Annotated in this window: 16 protein-coding genes and 1 pseudogene; 9 read left to right on the top strand and 8 right to left on the bottom strand. The window is 75.2% G+C overall.

Annotation, left to right across the window (positions count from 1 at the left end; translation table 11 throughout):
• Positions 1-128 precede the first annotated feature (128 nt).
• The 5 genes from AC6CH9_RS15395 to AC6CH9_RS15375 are packed head-to-tail and all read left to right on the top strand — an operon-like array spanning position 129 to position 6,919.
• Positions 129-2,144, top strand: a complete 2,016-nt coding sequence (locus AC6CH9_RS15395; RefSeq protein ID WP_498155672.1) for a glycosyltransferase — start codon at positions 129-131, stop codon at positions 2,142-2,144.
• Positions 2,141-3,550 (top strand): O-antigen ligase family protein, encoded by a 1,410-nt coding sequence (locus tag AC6CH9_RS15390; protein ID WP_498155671.1) that lies wholly within the window; start codon positions 2,141-2,143, stop codon positions 3,548-3,550. The genes AC6CH9_RS15395 and AC6CH9_RS15390 overlap by 4 nt, the downstream gene beginning before the upstream one ends.
• Positions 3,547-4,719 (top strand): glycosyltransferase family 4 protein, encoded by a 1,173-nt coding sequence (locus AC6CH9_RS15385; RefSeq protein WP_498155670.1) that lies wholly within the window; start codon positions 3,547-3,549, stop codon positions 4,717-4,719. Before AC6CH9_RS15390 ends, AC6CH9_RS15385 begins: the two co-directional genes overlap by 4 nt.
• Positions 4,716-5,747 carry a glycosyltransferase family 4 protein gene (locus AC6CH9_RS15380; RefSeq protein ID WP_498155669.1) on the top strand — a complete coding sequence of 344 codons (1,032 nt, stop codon included), beginning with the start codon at positions 4,716-4,718 and terminating at the stop codon, positions 5,745-5,747. Before AC6CH9_RS15385 ends, AC6CH9_RS15380 begins: the two co-directional genes overlap by 4 nt.
• Positions 5,744-6,919, top strand: coding sequence for a glycosyltransferase (locus tag AC6CH9_RS15375; RefSeq protein WP_498155668.1), 1,176 nt, complete (start codon positions 5,744-5,746; stop codon positions 6,917-6,919). Before AC6CH9_RS15380 ends, AC6CH9_RS15375 begins: the two co-directional genes overlap by 4 nt.
• Here the strand turns inward: AC6CH9_RS15375 and AC6CH9_RS15370 are convergent.
• The 6 genes from AC6CH9_RS15370 to AC6CH9_RS15345 all read right to left on the bottom strand — a co-directional run bounded on the left by AC6CH9_RS15370 (position 6,873) and on the right by AC6CH9_RS15345 (position 17,234).
• Complete coding sequence (locus AC6CH9_RS15370) at positions 6,873-8,075, bottom strand: glycosyltransferase family 4 protein (protein ID WP_498155667.1); 1,203 nt, start codon at positions 8,073-8,075, stop codon at positions 6,873-6,875. The two genes, AC6CH9_RS15375 and AC6CH9_RS15370, sit on opposite strands and share 47 nt — an antisense overlap.
• A complete protein-coding gene (locus tag AC6CH9_RS15365; protein WP_498155666.1) occupies positions 8,072-9,961 on the bottom strand; it encodes a tyrosine-protein kinase family protein in 1,890 nt (629 codons plus the stop codon). The genes AC6CH9_RS15370 and AC6CH9_RS15365 overlap by 4 nt, the downstream gene beginning before the upstream one ends.
• Positions 9,958-11,124, bottom strand: coding sequence for a glycosyltransferase (locus AC6CH9_RS15360; RefSeq protein ID WP_498155665.1), 1,167 nt, complete (start codon positions 11,122-11,124; stop codon positions 9,958-9,960). Before AC6CH9_RS15360 ends, AC6CH9_RS15365 begins: the two co-directional genes overlap by 4 nt.
• 113 nt (positions 11,125-11,237) lie before the next feature.
• Positions 11,238-11,840: an aminoacyl-tRNA hydrolase gene (gene pth, locus AC6CH9_RS15355; protein WP_498155664.1), complete on the bottom strand. Its 603-nt coding sequence runs from the start codon at positions 11,838-11,840 to the stop codon at positions 11,238-11,240.
• 151 nt (positions 11,841-11,991) lie between these two features.
• Complete coding sequence (locus tag AC6CH9_RS15350) at positions 11,992-12,588, bottom strand: 50S ribosomal protein L25/general stress protein Ctc (protein ID WP_498155663.1); 597 nt, start codon at positions 12,586-12,588, stop codon at positions 11,992-11,994.
• A gap of 347 nt (positions 12,589-12,935) precedes the next feature.
• Positions 12,936-17,234 (bottom strand): LamG-like jellyroll fold domain-containing protein, encoded by a 4,299-nt coding sequence (locus AC6CH9_RS15345; protein ID WP_498155662.1) that lies wholly within the window; start codon positions 17,232-17,234, stop codon positions 12,936-12,938.
• 266 nt (positions 17,235-17,500) lie between these two features.
• Between AC6CH9_RS15345 and AC6CH9_RS15340 the strand changes: the two genes are divergently transcribed.
• Complete coding sequence (locus tag AC6CH9_RS15340) at positions 17,501-18,811, top strand: UDP-glucose dehydrogenase family protein (RefSeq protein WP_498155661.1); 1,311 nt, start codon at positions 17,501-17,503, stop codon at positions 18,809-18,811.
• Positions 18,812-18,839: 28 nt separating this feature from the next.
• Here the strand turns inward: AC6CH9_RS15340 and AC6CH9_RS15335 are convergent, their stop codons facing one another.
• Positions 18,840-19,568, bottom strand: a complete 729-nt coding sequence (locus AC6CH9_RS15335) for a GOLPH3/VPS74 family protein (RefSeq protein WP_498155660.1) — start codon at positions 19,566-19,568, stop codon at positions 18,840-18,842.
• Positions 19,569-19,658: 90 nt separating this feature from the next.
• A complete protein-coding gene (locus tag AC6CH9_RS15330; protein WP_498155659.1) occupies positions 19,659-20,270 on the bottom strand; it encodes an SIMPL domain-containing protein in 612 nt (203 codons plus the stop codon).
• Between the two features lie 251 nt (positions 20,271-20,521).
• On the opposite strand from AC6CH9_RS15330, the gene AC6CH9_RS15325 reads away from it, so the two are divergent.
• The 3 genes and pseudogenes from AC6CH9_RS15325 (at position 20,522) to AC6CH9_RS15315 (ending at position 24,501) form a co-directional block, all read left to right on the top strand.
• Positions 20,522-23,056 (top strand): hypothetical protein, encoded by a 2,535-nt coding sequence (locus AC6CH9_RS15325; RefSeq protein ID WP_498155658.1) that lies wholly within the window; start codon positions 20,522-20,524, stop codon positions 23,054-23,056.
• Positions 23,029-23,367, top strand: a pseudogene (locus AC6CH9_RS15320) (AAA family ATPase); the annotation flags it as partial. The gene AC6CH9_RS15325 and the pseudogene AC6CH9_RS15320, both read left to right, overlap by 28 nt.
• Positions 23,368-23,571: 204 nt before the next feature.
• A complete protein-coding gene (locus AC6CH9_RS15315) occupies positions 23,572-24,501 on the top strand; it encodes a hypothetical protein (RefSeq protein WP_498155712.1) in 930 nt (309 codons plus the stop codon).
• Positions 24,502-24,533: the final 32 nt, after the last annotated feature.

Below are 24,533 nucleotides of genomic sequence, written 5' to 3'. Positions count from 1 at the left end.
TCCGTGTCTTCGTCGCGTCCCCGCCGCGTCCCCGTCCTGCACGGCCACCGCACCCGGCCCGCGGACGGATGGGGTGAAATCGGCGGATTCCCGCGGGATCCGTGGCCTGCTGGGGGACAATCTCCCACATGAGGGTCCTCCGCGTCTCGCACAGCGCCGTGGTCGACGCCTGGCGCGAGCGCGAGCGTGAGCTGCGCGCGCGGGGGGTCGACGTCCGGCTGCTCTCGGCGCGCGCGTGGGACGAGGGCGGCGCGACCGTCCGCCTCGTGCCACGCCCCGGTGAGCCGGTGCGGGGCGTGCGGACCCTCGGGACGCACCCGGCGCTCTTCGTCTACGACCCGGTCCCCCTGTGGCGCGCGCTCGGGCAGGAGTGGGACGTGCTGGACGTGCACGAGGAGCCCTTCGCGCTCGCGACGGCGGAGGTCCTCCTGCTGCGCCGGCTGCGCGCGGTCCTGTCGCGTCGCCCCGCGCCGCCGTACCTCCTCTACTCGGCGCAGAACCTCGACAAGCGCTACCCGTGGCCGTTCCGGTGGCTCGAGGCGCGAGCGCTGCGCGACGCCGCCGCGGTGTCGGTCTGCAACGACGAGGCGGGCAGGATCGTGCGCACCAAGGGCGCCCGGGGTCTCGTCGAGACGGTCCCGCTGGGCGTCGACCCCGCGGTCTTCGCGCCCGCGCCCGACGCCGTCCCGGACGTCGCACGCACGGGGCAGGGTGCGGTTCGCCTCCGCGTCGGGTACGCGGGGCGGCTCGCGCACCACAAGGGCGTCGACGTGCTCCTCGCGGCGGTCGCGGACGACGACCGGCTCGACCTCGTCGTCGCGGGCGACGGCCCGGACCGCGCGGCGCTCGAGGAGGCGGCGCGCCCGCTCGGCGACCGGGTCCGGTTCGTCGGCGCGCTCACGGGCGACGACCTCGTCGCGTTCTACCGCTCCCTCGACGCGCTCGCCGTCCCGTCGCGCGAGACGCCCGGCTGGGTCGAGCAGTTCGGGCGCGTCGCGGTCGAGGCCATGGCGTGCGGCGTCCCGGTCGTGGCGAGCCGCACGGGCGCGCTGCCCGACGTCGTCGGCGGCGCGGGCCTGCTCGTGGCCCCCGAGGATCCCGCTGCCCTGCGCGCCGCGCTCGCGCGCGTCCGGGACGAGGACGGCCTGGCGGACCGCCTGCGCGCCGCGGGCACCGAGCGCGCGGCGTCCTGCTCGTGGGCCGAGGTCGCCCGCCGCTACGAGGAGCTCTACCTCACGGCGGTCGGCGAGGGTCCAGGCCCGGCGCGTGCGCGCGGGAAGGACGGCACGTCCGCGGCCGTGCCACCCGAGGTCGTCGTCGTCGCGTACGGCTCCCCCGCGATGGTGCGCGACGCGCTCGCGCCGCTCGCCGGGAAGTACCCGATCACGGTCGTCGACAACTCGTCCCTGCCCGAGATCCGGGAGATCACCGAGCTCGCGGGCGGACGCTACCTCGACCCCGGCCGCAACGGCGGGTTCGCCGCGGGGGTCAACCACGCGCTCGCCCACCGCCAGGCGCCCGGCGCCGACGTCCTGCTGCTCAACCCGGACGCGGTCGTGACGCCCGAGGACGTCCAGACCCTCCACCGCGCGCTGCACGCCGCCCCGGGGATCGCGAGCGTGGGACCGGAGCAGGTCGACGACGACGGCGTCCGGGCGCGCGTGGTCTGGCCGTTCCCGTCCCCGGCGGCCACATGGGTCGAGGCGGTCGGCCTCGCGCGGCTGCGCCGGGCCTCTGCGGACCGCTCGTTCGTCATCGGCTCGGTGCTGCTGCTCAACACCGCCGCGGTGGACGACGTGGGAGGCTTCGACGAGCGCTTCTTCCTCTACGCGGAGGAGACCGACTGGGCGTACCGCGCCGTGCGGTCCGGGTGGCGGCACGCCGTCGTGCCCGAGGCGCACGCCCTGCACCTCGGCGGCGCGACCAGCAGCGACCCCTCCCGTCGGGAGACGCACTTCCACGCGTCGCAGGAGCGCTACCTGCGCAAGCACCACGGCCGCGCGGGTTGGGCGCTCGCGCGCGCCGGCGCCGTGGTCGGGGCGGCGGCCCGCTCCGTCGCGCTGCGGGGGGATGCACGCGAGTCGGCGCGCCGACGGCTCCGGCTCTACCTCGCGGGCCCCGTCCGCGCGGAGTCGGCGCTGTGACCCAGCGCGCGCCGCTCCTGCGCCGCCGGCCCGTGCTCTACCGCGCGCCGCGCGTCCCGGGCGCGGTGGTCGCGCGCGGCCGGACCGTCGCCGCCTGGCTCATGGGCGGGGCCGTCGTCGTCGCGCTCCTCGCGCTCCTCGGCTTCGTCGTCCCCGAGCTCCAGATGGCCGCTGTCGGCGGCGCGCTCGTGGTGCTCGTCGTCGGGCTCACGGCGTACGAGCCGGTGGCCCTGCCGATCCTCGCCATGCCCGCACTCGTGATCGTCCAGCGCGTCGGCGGGGGCGGGGTCGACCTCTCCCTCAGCGACTTCGCGCTGTTCGGCGCGTTCTGGTTCGCGCTCTTCTTCTCGCCACGGCCGTTCTCGCGGCCGATGCGCGCGATGCTCTGGCTCTCGTTCGTCTACCAGGTCGCGACGCTCTTCACCGTGCTCGTCAATCCCTTCAGCGCGAACGTCGTCGAGTGGTTCCACGCCTGGCTCTCCGTCGCGGGCGCCCTCGTCCTGGGCTGGGCCGTCGGCCGCTCGGGTCGCGCTCGGCTCGGCCTCACCCTCTTCCTGCTGCCGTGCCTCGCCATCGCTGCGCAGACCTGCCTCGTCGCGCTCCAGCAGCTCGCGGCGGGCAACACGGGACCGGTGTACATCGAGACTCCGCTCGCGATGCACAAGAACTTCATCGGGTGCGTGCTCGCGTTCGCCGCCCTGACCGCCTACGCGCGTCCGTGGTGGGTCGGCTGGCCGCGCTGGTTCTCGCTCGGCGCGTTCTGGCTGTGCTCGCTCGGCGTGCTCGCCGCGCAGGCGCGCCAAGCCCTCATCGGCCTCGCGATCGGCATCATGCTCATCACGCTGCGCGGCGACCCCGACCGCAAGCGCTCGAAGCTCATCCTGCTCGCCGCGATCCCCGCGATCTACTTCGTCGTGCTCGCGGTGCAGGAGCAGCTCGCGTCCGGCAACCAGTTCAACTCCGCGAACCAGCGGCTCACCTGGTACGCCGACTCGATCGAGGTGTGGCAGCGCAGCCCGTGGGTCGGCATGGGCCTGCGGTGGTGGACCGCAGGCGTCACGGAGTTCGTCTTCCAGCCGCCCAACGTCGAGCTGGAGGTGCTGACGTCCGCCGGGATCGTCGGGCTCGTCGGGTTCCTCGTGCTGTTCCTCGGCGGGATGGTCGTGCTGTGGCGGATCAACCCGCGCTTCGGGACCCTCGCGTTCTCGATGCTCATGATGCGCTTCGTCCAGGGGCAGTTCGACCTCTTCTGGGTGTCCGTCCAGGTGACGGTCCCCTTCGTCATCGTCGGCGTGTGCCTGGGCGCCGAGTCCTACGCCGAGTCGCGCCGGCACGCCCGCCACATGACCGGTCGGGAGCTTCCTCTCGACGAGCTGCGATCCGTGCGGGAGATGGCCGAACGATGACCGACCTGCGGATCCTGCAGATCGCCCCGGAGATCGCCCCGGGGAGCGGCGTCGGCGGCGTCGCCCACCACCTGGAGGAGGCCTTCGAGCGCGCCGGGGTACCGACCGCGCGCTTCACCCTCGCCGACGCGCGCGGCACGTGGCTCCCCGAGCCGGGGCCGGGCGTCCGGGGCCGGCTCGTGCTCCTCGCACGGGTCGTGTGGTTCTCCACCGTGGGGACGGCCCTCGCGCGGCGCCGGGTCGCCCGCGAGCGCCGCGCGGGCCGGGGGACCGGGGACGCGGTCGTCTCGATCTGCCACAACGACGTCCTCGCCGGTGACGTCTACGTCAACCATGGCATCCTCCGGGTCGCCATGCGGGCGCGCGGCGGGTACGCGTGGCGCATGGCGCGCAACCCGCTGCACCTCTTCACGGCGGCCCGCGACGCGCTCCGGTACCGCGGCCGTTCCCACCGCGTGGTCGTCAACCTCACGCGGTCGGAGCGCGACGCGCTGCGCAGCACGTACCCGCGGCTGCGCGCGCGGGCGGTCGTCATCGGCAACGGCGTGGACGTCGTGCGCTTCGCGCCGCCCACGCTCACCGAGCGCGTCGCCGCCCGCGCCGCGGCCGACGTGCCCGCGGGAGCCGTCCACGTGGTGTTCGTCGGGCACGAGTTCGACCGCAAGGGCCTCGACCTCGTGCTCGCCGCGGCCGCGGACCTGCCCGACGTCCACGTGAGCGTCGTCGGCGGCACGCCCGACATGCTCGCCGACGTCCGGGCCCGGGTGGCCCGCCTCGGGACGACCGACCGCGTGCACCTCGCCGGCCGCGTGCCCGACCCGCGTCCCTGGCTCCACGCCGCCGACGCCCTCGCCCTGCCGAGCGCCTACGAGGCGAACGCGCTCGTCGTCCTCGAGGCGCTCGCGTGCGGGGTCCCCGTCGTCGCGACCCCCGTGGGCTACGCGCCCGACGTCATCGAGGACGGGGTCACCGGGTGGCTGGTGGACCGGACGGTCGAGGGCGTCCGCACCGGTCTCGCGGCCGTCGCCGCCCTGGACGACGACGCGCGCGCCGAGGTCTCGACGCGGGCGCGTACCGCCGCCGAGAGGCACGACTGGGACGCCGTCGCACGTCGCTACCTCGAGCTCGCGACGGCGCTCGCGACCCCACGATCGGAGCCACGCCCGTGAGGATCCTCCACGCCGTCCGGTCCGACGGCTTCGCCGGCGTCGAGCGGCACGTGGCGCGGCTCGCGCGCGCGCAGTCGGCCGCGGGCCACGACGTCGCGGTCGTCGGTGGGGCGCCCGACGGCATGCGCGCGACGGTGGACGACCCCACGGTGCCCCTCCTCCCGGCGGCCTCGACCGGCGACGTCGTGCGGGCGCTGCGCCGGCACGCGGCGGCGGCGGACGTCGTCCACGTGCACATGACCGCAGCCGAGGTCGCCGCCGCCGTCGCGGCCCGCACGACGCGCCGGTTCCCACCGGTCGTCTCGACCCGCCACTTCGCCCGACGGCGCGGTACCGGGGCCCGGGGACGACTCGTCGCGGTCGTCGCGGCGTCGTCGGTCCGGGCCCAGATCGCCATCAGCCGATACGTCGCGGACCACGTGGAGGGCGACAGCGTCGTGGTGCACCCTGGCGTGGCGGACCGTCCCGACGGGCGCGGCGCCGCCGCGCGCGACGACGTCGTGCTGGTCGTCCAGCGGCTCGAGGCCGAGAAGCGCACCGACCTCGCGCTCGAGGCGTTCGCGGCGTCGGGGCTCGCGGACCGCGGGTGGCGGCTCGAGGTCGCGGGCGACGGCGCGCAGCGGACGGCGCTCCAGGACCTCTCCCGGTCGCTCGGCATCGACGGTGCCACGTCGTTCCTCGGGGCGCGCGACGACGTCGACGCGATCCTGGGCCGCGCGGGCCTCCTCGTGGCGCCGTGCCCCGTCGAAGGGCTGGGGCTGAGCGTCCTCGAGGCGATGGCGAGCGGCCTGCCGGTCGTCGCCTCCGCGGCGGGCGGGCACCGCGAGACCCTCGGCGGGATCGACCCGCTCACGCTCTACCCCCCGCTCGACCCGGGCGCCGCCGGACTCTCCCTGGCCGCTCTCGCAGCCGATCCCGGACGCCGCGACGCGTGCGCCGCCGCCGGCCGTGCCGCGCAGCGCGCGCGCTTCACGCCCGCGGCGCAGGTCGCCGGGACGGACGCCGTCTACCGCGCGGTGCTCGCGTGACGGCCGCCGCGGGCGCTGGGGGCGCGGGCGACGTCGTCGTCCTGTCGCTCGAGCGCTGGGACGACGTGTGGCGCCGCAACCAGTACCTCGTCACGGAGCTGTGCCGCGCGGACCCGACGGCGCGGGTGCTGTTCGTCGAGCCGGCCGCCGACCCGCTGCACCGGCTCAGCCGGCGCGCCGCCCCCCGTCCCGGGCGGGGCCTGCGGGCCGCGCCCGACCTGGACGGGATCGCCGCGGGACGCGTGCTCCTCCACGAGCCGACCAAGTGGCTCCCGCGCAGGGTCGACCCACGCGTGGACGTCCGGCTCGCCCGGTCCGTCGAGCGTGCCGCGGCCCGCGCCGGGCTGCGCCGCCCGGTCCTGTGGGTCAACGACCCGTCCGGCGCCGCCGTCGTACGGCGCACGGGCTGGCCCGCGCTCTACGACGTCACCGACGACTGGCTCGCCGCCGACCGCTCCCCCACCGAGCACGCACGCTTGGTCGAGGACGAGGCGACGCTGCTGGAGCGGTGCGCCGAGGTCACGGTGTGCTCCTCGGGCCTGGTCGCGCGCAAGGGCGCGGTCCGCGACGTGACGCTCCTGACGAACGGCGTCGACCTCGACCGCTACCGGCGCGGCTTCGCCCGCCCGGACGACCTCCCCGCCGGCCGGGTCGCGCTCTACGTCGGGACCGTCCACCCCGACCGGTTCGACGTCCCGCTGCTCCTCGCGACGGCCCGCGCGCTGGACGGGCGCGCCCGCGTGGTGCTCGTCGGCCCGGTGGTGGACCTCTCCGCCGCCGAGCACGCCGACCTCGCCCGCGCCGGGGTCGTGCTCCTCGGGCCGCGTGCCTGGACCACGGTGCCGGCCTACCTGCGTCACGCCGACGTCCTGCTCGTCCCGCACGTCGTCGACGCGTTCACCGACAGCCTGGACCCCATCAAGCTCTACGAGTACCGGGCCGTCGAGCGACCCGTGGTGTCGACGCCCGTGGCCGGGTTCCGGGACGAGCCCGGGGTGCGGGTCGCCGCCGGCGAGGACTTCCCGACGGCGGTGCTCGCCGCGCTCGGCGACGCGGCGCCCCCGCGGGCCGACCGGCTCGCCACCGACCCGCCCGACGTGCCGACCTGGCGCGGTCAGGCCGCGCTCATGCGCGCGGCGCTGGCCCGGACACGGACGTCCAGACGTCCGTGAGCACGCGCGCCGTGCGCTCGACCGGGAACCGGCGGAGCGCCGACGCCCGCGCCCGGACTGCGCGCTCGCGGGCTGCGGCCGGGTCGCGCAGCACGTCGAGGAGTGCCGTCGCGAGCGCGTCGACGTCGCCGGGCGGCACGAGGAGCCCGAGCGTCGCAGGCCCCTCCTCGGGGTCGTCGAGGATCTCCTCGACGCCCCCCGCCCGCGTCGCGACGACCGGGACGCCACGGACCATCGCCTCGACGACGACCTGCCCGAACGGCTCCGGCACGGGCGACGCGTGCACGCACACGGCCGCGCCGTCGAGCTCCGCGCGCGGGTCGGCGACGAAGCCGACGAGGTCGACGTGGTCGTCGAGCCCGAGCCGGGTCACCTCCGCCCGGACCAGCGCCGCGTAGTCCTCGGCGCCGAACGCCGGCTCCCCGACGACCCGCAGCCGCGCCGCCGGCACCGCGTCCACGACCGTGCGCAGCGCGCGCACGACCTCGAGCTGGCCCTTGGTCGGGCTGATCCGCCCGACCATGACGACCAGGGGATCTGGCACGTCCGCGCGCCCCGCGAGCGCGGCCTCGACGCCCTGCGCCTGCTCGCGAGCGAAGCCCGGGTACGCGACCGCGGTCGTCACGGGCAGCGTCTCCGCCGTCGCGCGCGAGTTCGCGACCACCGCCGCCGGGACCCGGCGCGCCAGCCCGCGGACGACCCGGACGAGCGGTCCGGGCAGGTAGTCGGGGGCGATGCGGTCGTGGACGTGCCACACGAGGGGCCGGCGGGCGAGCGCGGCGGGCACGATCCCCAGGAGGTCGGCCTTGAGCGACGTCGTGTGCACGACGTCGGGCCGCAGCGCCCGCACGCGCCGCGCGAGCCGCCAGAGGAAGGGGACCGTGCTCAGGGCGCCCGTCAGCGTCGTCGTCGAGAGCCGCCCGGCACGCTCGCGGTCGGCGGTCGCCACGGACGGCGCGAGGGCGACGACGTCGACCCGGACGCCGAGCTCCTCGAGGCGCGCGCGCAGGGGGCCGTCGGCGAAGAGCAGCGCCCGCACGTCGACCTCGGGGCCGAGCGCCGCGCACGTGCGCACGAGCGCGAGCTCCGCGCCGCCGAGCTCCGCGGTGTGGTCGAGGACGAGGACCCGGAGCGGCTGACCGCCCGGGGCGGTCACCACCGGAACGGGCGCTTGCGCTCGTCGGTCGTGGGCTCGTCACCGCTCTCGTCCGGCGCGGCCGGCTCGACCTTGCTCCACGCCGGTGCGAGCACGGCGTGCCGCTTGCCCGGAGCCTGCGGAGCACCGGACGCCGCGGCGCCGTCGGGCGTGGTCGCGCCCCCGGCGGGCACCGTGGGCGGCGCGGGGCGCGCCGCAGCGTCGTCGACCGCGACGGCCGCCGCGGCAGCCGACGCGCGTCGCGTGCCGACCGCACGCCTGGCGTCGTCCGGGGCCGGCTCGTCCCCGGGCCGGCTCGACCGCGCGGGTCCGGACGGCTCGGCGGGGGCCTCTGGCTGTCGGGTCGCGGAGCGGTCCGTCACCGCGGGCGCGGCGGACGGAGCCGGCCCCGCCACGCGGGCGCTCCCGGCCTCCTGCTCCGTGTCGTCGCCGTACGTCGAGGCGTAGAGCATGCGGCGGTCACCCGTGACCCCGGTCAGCGCGATGCCGAGGAGCGGGACGTTGCTGACGCGCAGCCGCTCGACCGCCTCCGCGAGCACGGCACGGTCGGTCCGGCCCGCCGACGCGATGAGCACGACGCCGTTCGCGTAGCCGCCGAGGATCGTCGCGTCGGCGGCGGCCAGGACGGGGGGCGCGTCGACCACGACGACCTCCGCGTGCTCGCGCAGGCTCCGGACGAGGCCTCGCGCGCGCTCCGTGGCGAGGAAGTCCGCCGGGTCCATCTCCTCCTCGGGCACCGGCATGACGCGCAGGTTCGGGACCGCGGTCGGGCGCAGCTCCTGGTCCTGCCCGGCCCAGTCCTCGGGCGCAGGGAGCATGCGGTCGAGCTGCGGGCGCCGCAGGTCACCGGACAGCGCCACGGTGCGTCGCCCGCTGAGCGCGAAGGACGCCGCGAGGTTCGCGGTGATGAACGAGCGCGGCGCCGACGGGTCGGCCGCCGTGACGACGACGACGGCGTGCTTCATGCCCGCGGTCGAGACCTGCACGGCGGTGCGCAGCTCACGGATGGACTCCGTGAACGGCGTCGCCACCTTGCTCGCGACGGGCAGCGCGTACGTGTGGGCGAACTCCCTCTCCGCCGGGCGCGTGCCGTAGAGCTCGGCGAGGACGGGCGTCTCGGTGAGCCGCGTGGACTCGGACGCGCTGCGGACGCGGACGTCGAGACCTCGACGCGCGAACGCGAGCCCGATCCCCGCCACGAGGCCGACGACGAGGGCCAGCGCCAGCACCGTCAGCCGCGAGAGCCCGAGGGGCTCGGCCCCCGTCGCGGGCGCGACGACCTCGCCCGGCACGGCGATGCCGCGCAGCGAGTTGATCTGCACCGTGAGCGCGGAGTAGTCGCCGACGATGATGTCCTGCTCGGCCAGCGCCAGCGGGTCCTCCGGGTCGGCAGCGAGGCGCTGGCGCACGCCCGCGAGCTGCTCGGCGAGCGCCTGGCGGCGGCTCTCGAGCTCGGCGACCTGGTCGGCCTGGATGACGACGAGCTGGGCCACGTACGCGTCGGCGAACGCGTTCGCGACCTCGACCGACTGCGCCTCCTCGGTGGTCGTGGCCTCGACCGCCACCGTCTTGCTCTCGCCGTCGACGTCGCCGGACACCAGGTCGGCCAGCTCGTCCGCCGCCTCCGGCTCGCCGAGCGCGGCAGCGGCGGCGTCCGCGACCTCGGGCGACGTGACGTCGTCGGCGTCGGTCGCCACCGTGACCTCGACGAGCGACTCCCCGCCCTGCGCGCTCTGCACGCCGTAGAGCTGGACCGTCGCGGTCGCGCGGTACATCGTCTCCTGACGGTCCACGTAGAACAGCGCACCGGCGACGACGACGAGGACCGCGGCGAGCACGTAGTACTTGCCCGCCCAGATCGTGCGGAGGAACTCCCTGATGGTCATCGCTGTGCTCTCCCCCCACCGGGTCGGCCCGCGCCGACGGTGCGGTCCTGCTGCTCGGCCACGACGCCCCGCAGCCGCTCGACGAAACGCTCACGGCCGAACGTCGCGACGTGCGCCGTGACGGCGCCATCATCCCACGTGCGCCCCGCTGCCACCTCGACGGCCTCAGCCACCAGGTCGGGGCGCGGCGCGTCGAAGAACACGCCGTTGACGCCGTGCACGACCGTGTCGAGGTAGCCGCCGTCGCGCAGCACCACGCTCGGCCGCCCGAACGCCCCGGCCTCGAGCGGCGACAGCCCGTAGTCCTCGTACGACGCCGCGACGAGCGCCGACGCGTTCCGGTAGACCCAGCGCAGCGTCGCGTCGTCGACGCGGCCGAGCAGGTGCACGCGGCCGCCCCCGCGGGCCGCCTGCGCCTCCAGCCGGGCGCGGTCGGGGCCGTCCCCGACGACGACGAGCTCGCGCCCTGTCGCGAGCGCCGCCTCGACGACGACGTCGACGTTCTTGTACGGCAGCAGGCGTGCCACGCACAGGAGGAAGCCGGGGTCCACGCCGGGGAGGGCACGCTCCTCGCCGTCGGGCAGCATCGCGGGCGGCGGCGCGAGCACCTCTGCCTCGATCCCGTACGCGTCGCGGATCGCGCGCTGCGTCACGGTCGAGTTGGCGAGGTAGACGTCCGCGCGCCGGGCGGCGGCGCCGTCCCACCGGCGCAGCCCCGGGGACAGGAGGCCGAGCGCGGTGGCCGCGGCACGTCGTCGGGCGCGGTGCGCGGCGGAACCCTCCGCCGGCCCCAGGTACCGGTCGCGCTGGTACAGCCACCGGGCCGGGGCGTGGCAGTAGACGATCGTGCGCCCCGCACCCCGATAGCCGTGCGCCCAGCCGGTGGACGACGCGAGCAGGACGTCCGCCTCGACGCGCTGGCGGTCGACGGCGGGCGCGAGGAACGGGAGCGCGACCCGGTGGTGCCGCCGCAAGAGCGCGGCCCGGTCGAGCGCGGACGTCCGCAGGTCGAGGGAGCCGAACTCGGGGAACGTTCCGGCCGGGTCGTACAGCGTCGTGTACATCGGCGAGCCGGGGAACGCGTCGGCGAGCAGCAGCGCGACCCGCTCCGCGCCGCCACGCTGGGTCGCGTAGTCGTGCGCGAGCGCGACACCGTGGGTCATCGGTCCTCCCTCGCGAACGCAGGCATTCAGCCTAGGTCGGAGGGGCCGCCGGAGGTGGGGGACGAAGGGACCTCACCCGGGTGAAAACGGGCGTCCTGACGCGCCTGGCGGCGCTACGCCTTCGTGTGGTACTTCCCCTGGGCGGCGAGCAGACCGTCGGTGAGCAGCATCTCGACGGCGTCCGCGGCGTCGTCGAGCAGGAACGGGAGCTCCTTGGCCTCGGGGCCCTTGAAGTCCTTGAGCACGAAGTCGGCGGTGTCCTGGCGGCCCGGCGGGCGCCCGACGCCCCCGCGCACGCGCACGTAGTCCTTGGTGCCGAGGGCCTTCGTGATGTCGCGCAGACCGTTGTGGCCGCCCTCGCCGCCGCCGATCTTCAGCTTCACGGCGCCGAACGGGATGTCGACCTCGTCGTGGACCACGACGACGTGGTCCGGGTCGATCCCGTAGTACTTCGCGAGCCCGGACACCGGGCCGCCGGAGACGTTCATGTACGTCGTCGGTTTGGCCAGGACGACGCGCGGCCCGGGCCGCCCGCCGGGCAGCATCCCGATGCGGGCCTCGGCGACGGCGGCCTGCGCCCGCGGGTGGCGCGCGAACCGGGCGGCGGCCCGGCCCGCCAGGACGTCGAGGACCATGTGGCCCAGGTTGTGGCGGTTGCCCGCGTACGTCGGCCCGGGGTTGCCGAGCCCGACGACGAGCCACGGCTGGTCGGTCATGTCGTCCCTCGTCCTTCGTCCGGGTCCCGCCCCGGGCGGCGCGCCGGCGGGAGGTGGTGCAGTGGTGGTGCGGGCGCACGGACGCCCGGCACCGTCACGGTACCGGGCGTCCGACGCGGGTCGTCGTGGCGTCAGCCGACGACGGGGAGGATCACTCCGCGGCGGCCTCGGCGGGGGCGGCGGCCTCGGCGGCCTCGTCCTCGGTGGCCTCGACCTTGGGCTCGCTGACGATGAGGACGTCGGCCGAGGCGTCCGTCACGAGGGTGACGCCCTCCGGAAGCGTGACGTCGCCCGCGTACACGACCGAGCCGGCCTCGAGGCCCTCGACGGAGACCTCGATCGCGTCGGGCAGGCGCGTGGCGTCCGCCTCGACCACGAGGGTGAGCTGCTCGAGCAGGTGGATCGTGCCGGGGACCGACTCGCCCACGACGTGCACCGGCACCTCGACCTCGACCTTCTCGCCCTTCTTCACGATGAGCAGGTCGACGTGCTCGATGACGTTGCGGACCGGCTCGCGCTGGACGTCCTTGGCGATCGCGAGCTGGGCCTTGCCGTCGAGCTCGATCGAGAACAGCGCGTTCGAGTGCTTGAGCGCCATCATCGTCTCGTGACCCGGCAGGGTCACGTGCAGCGGGTCGGTGCCGTGGCCGTAGAGGACCGCGGGGATCTTGCCGGCGCGGCGGACGCGGCGGGCGGCACCCTTGCCGAACTCGGTGCGGGCCTCGGCGGCGAGCTTGATCTCAGACACGTGGATCACTCCTGGAAGAACGTTGCGGGCCGGCCACCAGTGGGGAGCGGTCGGCTGTCCGGACGGTTGAGAGGGCCACCCGGACGGGCGGCTGCGTCGGCGCGGGACGTGTGACGGGCGCGCAGGAGGACGACCGCCCAGTCGATAACGGAGATCCAACAGGTCTGGCTGACACTCGCGGTCTCGCGCCGCCGGTGTGCTCACCGGTCCAGCGCTGCCGGCCGTCAGACGTCCCTCGCCGAGGCAACCTGACTACTGTACCCGGGCTCGGCTCCCCCGCGAAACCCGCGACGAAGCCGAGACCGGGCCGTGACGGAGCCGTGACGGAGCCGAGACAGGGACCTCTGCTACTTCCCGGGCGCGGCGTAGAGCTGCGCCACCTCCGCGGCGCTCAGAGCGCGGTCGTAGAGCCGCACGCCGTCGATGCGACCCTTCAGCGGACGCGTCCCGTCGGACTCGGCGCCGATGCCCAGACGGAGCGCGTTGGTGCCGACGGCGGCCGGCCCGGCCTTCGAGGCCTGCTCGACCCCGTTCACGTAGATCCGCATCCGGGTGCCGTCGTAGGTGCCCACGAGATGCACCCAGGTGCCGTCGGTCGGGTACGGCGTCGTGGTGTCGACGCGGTAGGTGTCCCCGGAGGACGCGTGGTTGAACCGGAGGAACGCCGTCCCGCCGTTCGCAAGACCCAGCTCGTACCCGTCGGTCACGCCCTGCGCGGCCTTCTTGAGGACGTACTGCGTCGCCTTCTGCTCGGGACGCACCCAGGCCGAGACCGTCATCGGGCCGGCGAGGTCGAGGGCGTCCCGGTCGTCGACGCGCGCGAAGTCGTCGACGCCGTCCAGCCCCAGCGCCGTGCCGCTGAGGCCCGCAGCCCACGTCGCTCCGGAGCGCAGCGACGCCGTCGCGCCGGTGGTCGAGCCGTCCGCCGCCGTGGTGCCCTGCCCCTCGTCGAAGCCCCACGCTCCGACCGCCCCCGCCGGGACCGTCGGTCCCGGGTCGGGCGTCGGGTCCGGCGTGGGCGTCGGGTCCGGCGTCGGAGTGGGGTCCGGCGTCGGAGTGGGGTCCGGCGTCGGCGTCGGCGTCGGGTCCGGCGTCGGCGTCGGGTCCGGCGTCGGCGTCGGCGTCGGCGTCGGGTCCGGGGTAGGCGTGGGGGTCGGGTCCGGCGTCGGCGTCGGGTCCGGGACGGGCACGGAGCCGCTCGCCCCGGAGTAGAGCGTCGCGACCTCGGCGCCGGTGAGTGCGCGGTCGTACAGCCGCACGGAGTCCACGGCACCCTTGGTGGGCCGCGTGCCGTTGGACTCGGCCCCGATGCCCAGCGGGAGCGAGCTCGTCCCGATGCTCGCCGGACCGGCCTTCGAGCCCTGCTCGACCCCGTTCACGTAGATCCGCATGCGGGTCCCGTCGTACGTCCCGACCAGGTGCACCCACGTGCCGTCCGTCGGGTACGTCGAGGTGGCGTCGACGCGGTACGTGTCCCCCGACGACGCGTGGTTGAGCCGCAGGAACGGCTTGCCCCCGCTCGCGAGACCGAGCTCGTACCCGTCGGTCGTCCCCTGCGCGGCCTTCTTCACCACGTACTGGGTCGCGAGCTGCTCGGGCCGTACCCACGCGGCCACCGTCATCCGCGTCGTGAGGTCGAGCGTCGACGCGTCGGGCACGCGGACGTAGCCGGTCACCCCGTCGGACCGCACCGCGGTCCCGCTCCGGCCGGGGACCCAGCTGGCCGCGCCGACCAGCGAACCGCTGTTCGCCCAGCCCGAGGCGTCCGCCGTCGCGAGCCCCTGGCCCTCGTCGAGCTCCCACGCACCGACGAGCCCGTCCGGGGACGTCACGGCCACCCGGACCGTCGCCGGGGCCGACCACTGCCCGCCGGCACCGACCCGGAACGTGAAGGAGTCCGCGCCCGCGGAGGCGCCGGGCGTGTAGGTGAACGCGCCGGTGGACGTGCTCGTCAGCGCGACCGTCCCGCGCGTCGGCGGCGTGACGACCTGGAACTGCGGGGTCGCGCCCTGGGGCACCGTGGCCGCGAGCGTGCCGGAGACCGGCTGGCCCAGCGCCGTCGTGACCGCGAGGTCCTGCGCGACGGGGGCCGGCGTGGGCTGCGTCGTCCCGCCCTGGAACAGGGTCGTCACCTCGGCCGCCGAGAGCGCCCGGTCGTACAGGCGGACCCCGTCGACCGCACCCTTGACGGGTCGGTAGCCGCTGCCCTCGGCGCCGATTCCCAGGGGGGACGCGTTCGTGCCGATGCTCGCGGGACCCGCCTTCGACGCCTGCTCGACGCCGTTCACGTAGATCCGCATGCGCGTCCCGTCGTACGTCCCGACGAGGTGCACCCAGGTGCCGTTCGTGGGGTAGGAGGACGTCGCGTTCACCCGGTAGGTGTCGCCCGAGCTGTCCTCGTTGAGGCGCAGGAAGGGCTTGCCGTTGCTCGCGAGCGCCAGCTCGAACCCGTCCGCGGCGTCGTTCGTGGCCTTCTTCACGACGTACTGGGTCGCGGCCTGCTCGGGGCGCACCCAGGCGGCGACCGTGAGAGCGGTGCTGACGTCGAGCGCGGCAGAGTCCGGGACCCGGACGAGGCCGGTGGCGCCGTCCGACCGCACGGCGGAGCCGGTGACGCCCGGGACCCACGAGGAACCTCCGACGAGCGTCCCGCCGTTGCCCCACCCGGAGGAGTCGGCGGTCACGAGCCCCTGGCCCTCGTCGAGGTTCCAGGCGCCGACCAGACCGTCCGCGGAGGAGACGCGCACGCCCACGGTGGCAGGAGCCGACCACAGCCCGCCGCTGCCCACGCGGAACGTGAACGAGTCGAGCCCGCTCACGGCCCCGGCGCGATACGTGAACGCGCCCGTGACGGGGTCCATCGCCGTCAGGGTGCCCGCGGTCGGCGGCGTGACGACCTGGAACGTGAGGGGGTCGTCGGTCGTCGCCTGCGCGCCGAGCTTCCCGGTGACCGTGCCGCCCACCGTCGTGGCGACGGTCGAGTCCTGCGCCGTCGGGGCACCGGCCGGCGTCCAGGCGAGGCGCGCCGCACGCGCCGTCGTGGCCGAGGACGCCATCACCAGCACCTCGCCGGGGACGTTCGACTTGGTCGCGGTGGCGTTGTTCCACGAGCCGTCGAGCACCGTCTCGGCCGCTCCGGAGAAGTCGGGAGAGAGCCGGGAGGTCTCCTTCACGAGGATGTCGTCGAGGTTCGTGCTGCGCGTGTACACGACGCGGAGACGGTCGGTGACGTCGTCGACGACGACGATGCCGCGCGTGCCGATCCGGTCGACCTCGCGCAACGGGTCCCAGGTGCCGTCGGGGTGACGGACCAGGAGGCCGATGACCGTGTTGTCGGCGGTGTTGTACGACGTCTTGACGGCCGCGTAGAACGTCCCGTCGTCGGCCACGGCGACGTTGAGGTGGTCGTCCGCCATGCCACCGCCGACCGGGAGCGCGGAACCCGCCGCGGGGACCTCGTCGGCCGTCCACGTCGAGGGGGACGCGCCGTCCGCGTGCGTCCGGAACCCGAACCTCTGGGTGTTCTGGTTGGACCACAGCACGCCGATCTTCTTGCCCGGCATCGCGGTGACGACGGCGATGTCGTCGTCCGTGATCCCCGACGCGACCGTGACCGGTGCCGAGAACGAGGCGTAGGGCGCGTCGCTCCAGCGCACCTGCACCTGGCTCGCCGTGTCCCAGGCGACCCACATGCGGCCGGTCGAGTCGATGTCGATGGTCGCGGTCTCGCTGCCGGGCAGGGAGACGGCCGTCGCGCCGGCGCGCGAGGCCCACGGGACGTAGGTGTTCGACTGCGGGTCCCGCTGGATCGAGACGAGGGTCGTGGTCGGCCCGTGGAGCAGCACGTGCGCGACGTCGCCGACGGCCTTGACGTCCGCGCGCACGTCAGTGCGCTCGGAGATGCGCGTGACGTTCGTCCACGTCTTGGCGACCGCGTCGTACCGCCAGACCCACGTGCCCGCGGGCGACGTGCTGGCCGAGGCGAGCACCGCCCACCACGTGCCGCCCGCGGACCAGAGCTTCGACTGGGGCTTCTCGCCCGTGTTCCCCGTGAGGGGGATGCCGGTGGACGTGACCGCCGCCGCGGCGGGCTCCTCCGGGAGCGCCGCGGCCGCCGGTGCGGGCGGCTGCCACGACAGGGTCAGCAGCCCGGGGTCGGGCGACTTGGCGGAGACCTCGACGAGGTACTCCTCGCCCGCGGTCGCGTCGAAGGTCACCGAGGAGGTCCGGACGTCACCCTCGTCGTCGTTCGTCGCGACGGGTGCGCTCGTCGCCGTGCCCGGGTAGACCGTGAGCACGGTGTCGAGCTCGCTGCCGTGCGTCGAGAACGTGATGGGACCGCTCGTCGGGGCAGTCCACCGCCACCACATCGACGAGGCGGACGCGTCCGGTCCCTCGGGGCCGGACTGCTCGGGGTCGAAGTTCGCCGCGACCTCCTGGCCGACGGCACCGCTGATCGCGACGCTCTCGGCCTCGGTGTCGCCGACGACGTCGGTGAGCTGCGAGGTCCCGGCACCGCCGGGGATCCCGGGGAGCGCCGCGCCGATGCCCACGAGCGCGAGCGCACCCGCCACCGCGCCGGCCGTCGCGACGACCCATCGCCGACGCGTGACCCCGGACGGTCGAGGCTCCTGTGTGTGCGGCATGTGGTGCGTCCTGCTTCTCGCGTGTGCTCGTCGAGACTGCGGCGACACCGCGTGACCGCCGCCCCCTGCACGCACCCTCAGGCGAATCGAACCACTCCCGGGGCGCCGAGGGCGACCTCCCGCTCGGAAGTTCACCCGCCGCGGGCGTCCCCGGCGACCGGTTGGTGCCCCGTGTCCGTCATTTCACCCCCACGAGCCGGCCGTCCGGCGCGGCCGGCGGAGTAGCGTGGGCCGACACCCAGACCGTCTCCTACGGAGGACCTTCGATGCGCATCTCGGTGGTCGGTTGCGGGTACCTCGGTGCCGTGCACGCGGCGAGCATGGCGTCCCTCGGGCACGACGTCGTCGGCGTGGACGTCGATGCCGACAAGGTCACCGCGCTCACCGCGGGCGAGGCCCCGTTCTTCGAGCCCGGACTGCCCCACCTCCTCGAGCAGGAGGTCGGCAGCGGCCGGTTGTCCTTCACGACGGACGTGTCCCGGGCGTCCGGGGCGCGGGTCCACTTCGTCTGCGTCGGCACGCCGCAGCGGCAGGGCGAGTACGCGGCGGACCTGCGCTACGTCGACGCCGCGGTCGAGTCCCTCCTGCCGCACCTGGCCCCCGGCGACCTCGTGGTCGGCAAGTCCACCGTCCCGGTGGGGACCGCAGCGCGGCTCGCCGCGCGCGTCCGCGAGGCCCAGCCCGGGGCGCGCCTCGTGTGGAACCCGGAGTTCCTCCGCGAGGGTCACGCCGTCCAGGACACGCTCCACCCGGACCGCCTCGTGTACGGCGTCGAGCCGGGGGACGACGGCACCTCGGAGAGCGTCCTCGACGAGGTGTACGCGAGCGTCCTCGCGGACGGCACACCGAAGGTCGTCACCGACTTCGCGACGGCCGAGCTCGTCAAGGTCGCGGCGAACTCGTTCCTCGCGACCAAGATCTCGTTCATCAACGCCATGGCCGAGCTGTGCGAGGCCACCGGGGGCGACGTCACGGTCCTCGCCGACGCGATCGGGCACGACGCCCGCATCGGGCGCAGCTTCCTCAATGCCGGTCTCGGGTTCGGCGGCGGGTGCCTGCCCAAGGACATCCGCGCGTTCATGGCCCGTGCGGGAGAGCTGGGCGTCGACCAGGCGCTGTCGTTCCTGCGGGAGGTCGACTCCATCAACATGCGCCGACGCGTACGGATGGTCGACCTCGCACGCGAGGTGTGCGGCGGGTCGATCGTCGGTCGCAACGTCGCCGTCCTCGGCGCCGCGTTCAAGCCCGACAGCGACGACACGCGGGACTCCCCCGCGCTCAACGTCGCGATGCAGATGCACCTCCAGGGTGCGCACGTCGTCGTCACGGACCCCCGCGCGGTGGAGAACGCGCGGCGCACCGCGCCGGAGCTGAAGTTCGCGGCGACCGTCGAGGAGGCGGCGCAGGAGGCCGACGTCGTCGTGCTGCTCACGGAGTGGCGCGAGTACCGCGACCTCGACCCGCGCGCGCTGGGCGAGCACGTCGCGCACCGGCGCGTCCTGGACGGCCGCAACGCGCTCGACCCCGCCGTCTGGCGCGACGCGGGCTGGACGTACCGCGCGCTCGGGCGCCCCTGACCGGGCGGCCACGCCGCCCGACCGCGCCTCAGCTCGTCGCCGCCGCGGTCGCCGCGACCGTGGCGCCGACGAGGATGACCGCGGTGACCTCCTCCACGTAGGCGCGCACCGCCTCGCTGGCCCAGCTCTGCTGCGCGATCTCCTTCGCGCGCGCGTCGACGGCGCGGCGGCGCGCCCCGGACAGGTCGGCTCCGCCGTCGACGACTGCCGGAGCGCCACGGCCGTCGCCCGCGGCCAGCACGCGGCCCGCCTGCCCGGTCGCGGCGAGGATGGCGACCAGGGCGGCCGTGCGCTGGTCCGGCGCGCCGCCGTCGACCAGGACGCGCCACAGGTCGACGCGGACGCCGTCCTCGTGCCGGGTGTCGGCGGCCGGCCAGCGCGTGGTGGGGAAGATGCCGAGCACGCGCCCCTCCTCGCGGCGCAGGACGCCGCGTTCGGCGAGCGACCCGATCGCCCGGGACGCCGGCTTGAGCTTCGCGAGGGGCGCCACGAGCGCCTTGGGCTTCGAGCCCTCGCGTGACCGCACGACGGTCAGCGCCTCGTCGAGCAGCGCGTTGCCCGTCGGTGCAGGGTCCCGCACGACGATCCGGCCGACGCGCCCGCCGTCGCCGTCGCCCGCCAGGTCGGCACGGCCCAGGAGCGCGAGCTCGACGAGGAGCGCGCCCGCGGCGACCTGCTCGCGGTACGAGGCGTCCACGACGGCCTTCCCGGTCACGTCGTCGAGCGTGAGCAGCAGGTAGTCCTCGAGGATGAGCATGTCCTCACGCTACGGCGCGCCGAGGTCGCGAACACCTGCCTTTTGTCACGGCCTGGACGTGCGTCGCGCACGGTCCCGCGCCGCGCGGCGTCAGTCCGCGAGCTCCCACCGCACGGTGACGCTCGCGCGAACCTCCTGGGTGCCGGGCTCGACGACGAGCGCGTCGCTCGCGGCCTTGGCCGCCATGAGGCGCGGCATCGGGCCGGGCCCGCCCGCGTCCTCGCGGACCTCGACGACCGGGCCGAGCGAGCGGCCCGCCAGCCGCGCGTACTGCTCGGCGCGCGAGCGCGCGTCGGCGAAGGCGGCGTCGCGCGCCGCGACGGCGAGCGGGCCGGGGTCGCCGACGGCGAGGCTGGTCGAGTCGAGGCGCGCGACCGGCCCCGCCGCGTCGAGGGCGGCGCGGACGATCTCGCCGCACGCCGCGACGTCGCGCACGGTCGCGCGCAGGGTGAGCCGCGCCGTCGTCCGCGGGCCGTCGTCGCGCTGCTCGGTCCACGTCGACGTCTGCGAGGTGCGCACGTCCGCCGGGTCGACGCCCGCCGCGACGAGCGCGTCGCGGGCCGCAGCCAGCCCTGCGTTCGCGCGGTCGAGGGCCTCCTGGACGCCGGGCGCGCTCGACTCCGCGCCCAGCTCGACGACGGCGACGTCCGGCGCCGCCGTCACCGCCCCCTGACCGGTGGTGGTCACTCCGGATCCGCTCATGGCGGCCATGCTCGCACGGGTGGGCGCGTGCCGCCCCGAATTCACCCGCGCGGACCCTGCACGAACGGCTCCCGGCTGCCACTCTCCTCGTGGGGGCACCACGTCGCGACAGCAGAGCGCCGGAGGTCCGCATGCGCCGTGTCCTCATCACCGTGGCCGCGCTGCTCGCAGCCCTCGCTCCGTGCGCCACCGCATCGGCCGACGCATCTGACGAGGAACCTCGCGCGCCTCATGCGTGCAGCGAGGCGCTCGTGCTGGTCGACGGCGCCCGTCCCGGTGACGCACAGACCCTGATCGACGCGTACCGGTCGAGCTCTCCGTCCGGCAGCGGGGTGACCGAGCCCGACGAGGACCGGGCGTGCGACGACGCGTATGCGGCGGCCGGCGCCGCGATCTCGACAGCCCAGGAGCTGGCCGACGACGCGAGGCTCCTGGTGCCCGGTGGCGAGCCACCGGCGTCGGGGTCCTCGGAGTCGTGGGCGGCGGCCACGGCTCGGGCCGAGCAGGCGCTCGCGATCGACGAGCAGAACGTCACCGCCGCCGAGGTGCTCCAGGACGCGCCGCAGACCGCCGCCGAGCGAGTCGGCCGGGCGTGGCGCACGTTCGTGGAGTCGGTCGAGCCGCTCGGCGCTCCCCTGCTCGCCCTCGGGGTCGCGGTCCTGGTGCTCGCCGTCCTCGCCCGCGCGACCCTGCCCACCACGCTGCACTGGCCGGTCCTGACGACCCGGCAACGCTGCGTGGCCACCGTCGCCGGCTGGGTCGCCCTCGTGTCCGGCGCCGTGCTCCTCGTCTGGGGCCCGGCGGCGGCGACCGCACCGTGGTCTGCCGGCGACGCGCGCCTCGGCGGCGTCGTCACCGGCGTCTTCCTGCTCGCGGCCCTGGGTACCGGGATCGCCGCAGGGTGGCTCGCCCGCGACGTCCGCCGCGGCCAGCCCTCGCACGCCGCGCTGCGCTCCGGGTGGACGCGCGTCCTCGCGGTGCTCGCTCCGACCACGATCGTGCTCGGCGCCGTCGGGATCACCGCGATCGTGCTGGAGGTCGCCGGGGTCGTGGAGCTCGGGCTCGTCGGCACGCTGCTGCCCGGAGCGGCCGCTGCCGGGCTCGGGGTGCTGCTGACCGGGACGGTCCTCGCGACCCGGCTGCGGTTGACGGTCGACACGACGTCGGACAGCGGAGGCCGGTCGTCGTCCGAGGAGGGGACCGGTGGCGGCCACCTCGTCGCGCTCCTCGCCGAGCTCGGGGCAGAGCCGCCTCGGGGCCTCGAGACCCCGACGGCCACCGACATCAACACCCTGGGCGGATCGACGCTCACCGAGCTGCCGCAGCAGGCGTTCGCCAAGGCGGCCCTGACCGTGGTGCAGTGGCTCCTCGGGTCCGTGCCCTGGCGCGTCCGGGTCGAGGTGACCGGTCCGGACCACCTGTCCGTCGTCGTCACGCGCAACGGACGAGCGGCAGGTTCTGCCGTCGTGGACCGTACCCGCATCCTCGGTTCCGACACGAAGAGCCCCGAGGCAGCCGAGGTCGCCGCGAAGGTCGACCTGCACCGTGCCGCCGCGGCCGTCGTGCTCATGACGCTCTCGCGCCACCACCCCGGCTTCGAGGGGCTGTGCGGCGCGACGGAGTGGCGCAGCCTCGCGCTCTACTACGTCGCTCAGACGGACCTCGCCTCCAGCTCCGAGCACAAGAGGTCGCTCCTGGCACGGGCGGTGGGCCTCGACCCGGCGAACGACCTCGCCCAGGTCGCGTTCGCCAACGCCACCGCCCGGCGCGACACCACCCGTGAAGACCTGGACGAGTACCGGCGGTGGCTCGACGCCTTCGTCGGTCGCACGGAAGGGCTCGACGGTTACCGCTCCCTGCGCCTGCGCGCCCTGTACTCTCGCGCGGTCGTCGCGACCAACGCATGCTTCGCCGCACACCGGGACACGCGTCCCCCGCTCGGGCACCTCGACGCCGGTGCCAGGAGAGCGGTCCGCGAGCTCCTCGCGGCGCTGGGCGAGGAGCGCACCGCGGGCCGCGAGGACGCGCTCGTGCACAGGCTTCGGGACGCCGCCGAGACCATGTACCACCAGGCGACGACCCACGGCCCGGGCAGAGAAGGGGTGTCGGCCTCGCGGGCGGGCCCGCCGGACCCCGACTCGGTGCAGCACGACGCCCTGCGGGTCGCGTACACCCGGGCGACGGGCGAGGAGCCGGGGCCCCTCACCACGGCCCCGCGGTTCTGCGCGACTCCCACCGGGGACTACAACCTCGCCTGCACCTACGCGATCCGGCGACCGCTGCAGGACGTGGACGCTCGGCGCGCCACGGAACACCTGCGCCGCGCGGTCGAGCTTCCGGGGATGCTCGACTGGCTGCACAAGGACCCCATGCTGGCCGCGTACCGGGGACGGCAGGAGTACCTCGACGAGTTCGGCACGGAACCTCTCGGTCTGCTCGACGTCGAACCGTTCGCGCGGCACGCCGACGCGCTGCGCTCCGTCGGCCTCACGACGACAGGGCGGATCCTCGCGCGTCGCCGCCCCGCCCTGACGACGGACCTCGGAACCACACCCGAGGTCGCCACGGAGCTCCGGGCCGCCGCGCACCTGGTGGAGGACCTCCCCGAGGTGCGCGGCCGCCACGATGTCGCCGAGGTGCTGCTCGAGCACCACGTGACGTCGGTCGACCCCGCGCACCCCAGGCTCCCGGCCGCCGTCGTGACCGCCGTCCGCAGTCGGCTCGGGCGCACCCGGCTCGACCAGGCCGACCGCGAGCGGTGGTCGACCTGGCTGGGACGGGCCTAGCACGCCCTCGGAGAGCGCCCGGAGCGCTCCCTCGTCGGGATCGAGGCGCCGTACCGGGTAGACGCACGGACCAGGTCATCCTCCTGTGCGGTCCGGCTGGATCGGGGGAGTCGACCTCCGCGCGTGGACTCGGGGCCCAGGGCTACGTCGTGCTCTCGTTCGACGGCGAGGCGTGGGCCCTCGGGCACCGGAACCACCCGACCGACGAGGGCGCACGCCCGGCCGTCGACCGAGCGCCCCGGGAGAAGCTCGTCGCAAGAGTGAAGCAGGGACAGCACGTCGTCGTCGACTCCTCGTTCTGGCCCCGGGCCTCGCGACGAGCTCCGACGGCTCCTCGCTCCCGCGGCGTCGTGCCGGTCGTCTACCACCCCGGAGGCAAGACCTCACCCGGAAGGGGGTGGGAACCGCTCCGGAGCAGCGGCTCCCCACCACCACACCGCCGTCGCGCCGTCATCGGCCCGTTCCTCCGGTGTCCAGCAGGGAGAGCGCACACCCGACGACGACGGAGACCACCCATGCACGCACGGCACCACGGCGGCAGCACCCGCCGAGCGTCCAGGACGATCCCCGGCCGCTGGACACGAACCCTGGCGACCACGGCCCTCGCCGCCACCCTGCTCACCGCCACCGCCACCGCCACGTCCGCCGCACCCGACACCTGGACCGACCACTGGCAGGACGACCCCCTCTTCACCGTCGACACCATCCATGCTGGCGGCTCCACCGACCTCTTCTACCTCGACGCCTTCGGTCGCGGTGTTCCCGGAGCACAGGTCTTCCATGCGCACTACGACTCCGCAAGCGAGGCCCCTGCATCCGGAGGGTCGATGGTCAACAACGACGGAGAGTGGTCCTGGGGCGCAAGCACACGAACGCCCGGCCTCGTCTCCCCCGGGTTGAACCTGTTCGAGTTCACCCAGGTCAAGGACGGCAAGATCATCGGCTACTTCTCCGAAGCGGCCTGGACCCAGGACCGCAGCAGCACCCTCTACGACGAGCGCAACGCGCCGTTCACCGCCCGCGTCGAGACCATCACCCCCGACGACCACGGCACCTACACCCTCACCCTCACCGGAACCCGCGACCTGGGAACCTTCGTCGAGATCAAGGACACCGACGGCACCCTCCTCGCCACCGAACCCCGACCCGACCCCCGCCCCGCACCCGGCCCCGTCCCCCACGAAGCCCTCACCTGGACACTCACCATCAACGACGTCCCACCAGGCGACCACACCTGGGGAGCACGCCAGTACTGGTACTCCTCCGTACCCGACCAGGGCTACGACATCACCGGCACCCACCTGCACATCGGCCTGCAAGACGTCCCCCTCGCCCCCACCCCAGCACTCGCCGCCACCGGCCTCGCCGCAGCCCTCACCACGACGTGGCTCCTGCGCACCCGACGCCACCGCCACCAGAACGAGCACCCGACGACCACACCCTGACCCCCGGTCTCCGCTGTCCTGCCACCGCAGCG

The organism is Cellulosimicrobium sp. GQ32, assembly GCF_059758455.1.
This window is presented reverse-complemented; position numbering and strand designations above follow the sequence as displayed.

Excerpts from the sequence above, each read along its gene's own strand:
- AC6CH9_RS15395 (WP_498155672.1), top strand. The coding sequence starts at position 129 with ATGAGGGTCCTCCGCGTCTCGCACAGCGCCGTGGTCGACGCCTGGCGC.
- AC6CH9_RS15385 (WP_498155670.1), top strand. The coding sequence starts at position 3,547 with ATGACCGACCTGCGGATCCTGCAGATCGCCCCGGAGATCGCCCCGGGG.
- AC6CH9_RS15365 (WP_498155666.1), bottom strand. The coding sequence starts at position 9,961 with ATGACCATCAGGGAGTTCCTCCGCACGATCTGGGCGGGCAAGTACTAC.
- AC6CH9_RS15360 (WP_498155665.1), bottom strand. The coding sequence starts at position 11,124 with ATGACCCACGGTGTCGCGCTCGCGCACGACTACGCGACCCAGCGTGGC.
- pth (WP_498155664.1), bottom strand. The coding sequence starts at position 11,840 with ATGACCGACCAGCCGTGGCTCGTCGTCGGGCTCGGCAACCCCGGGCCG.
- AC6CH9_RS15345 (WP_498155662.1), bottom strand. The coding sequence starts at position 17,234 with ATGCCGCACACACAGGAGCCTCGACCGTCCGGGGTCACGCGTCGGCGA.
- AC6CH9_RS15340 (WP_498155661.1), top strand. The coding sequence starts at position 17,501 with ATGCGCATCTCGGTGGTCGGTTGCGGGTACCTCGGTGCCGTGCACGCG.
- AC6CH9_RS15335 (WP_498155660.1), bottom strand. The coding sequence starts at position 19,568 with ATGCTCATCCTCGAGGACTACCTGCTGCTCACGCTCGACGACGTGACC.
- AC6CH9_RS15330 (WP_498155659.1), bottom strand. The coding sequence starts at position 20,270 with ATGAGCGGATCCGGAGTGACCACCACCGGTCAGGGGGCGGTGACGGCG.
- AC6CH9_RS15315 (WP_498155712.1), top strand. The coding sequence starts at position 23,572 with ATGCACGCACGGCACCACGGCGGCAGCACCCGCCGAGCGTCCAGGACG.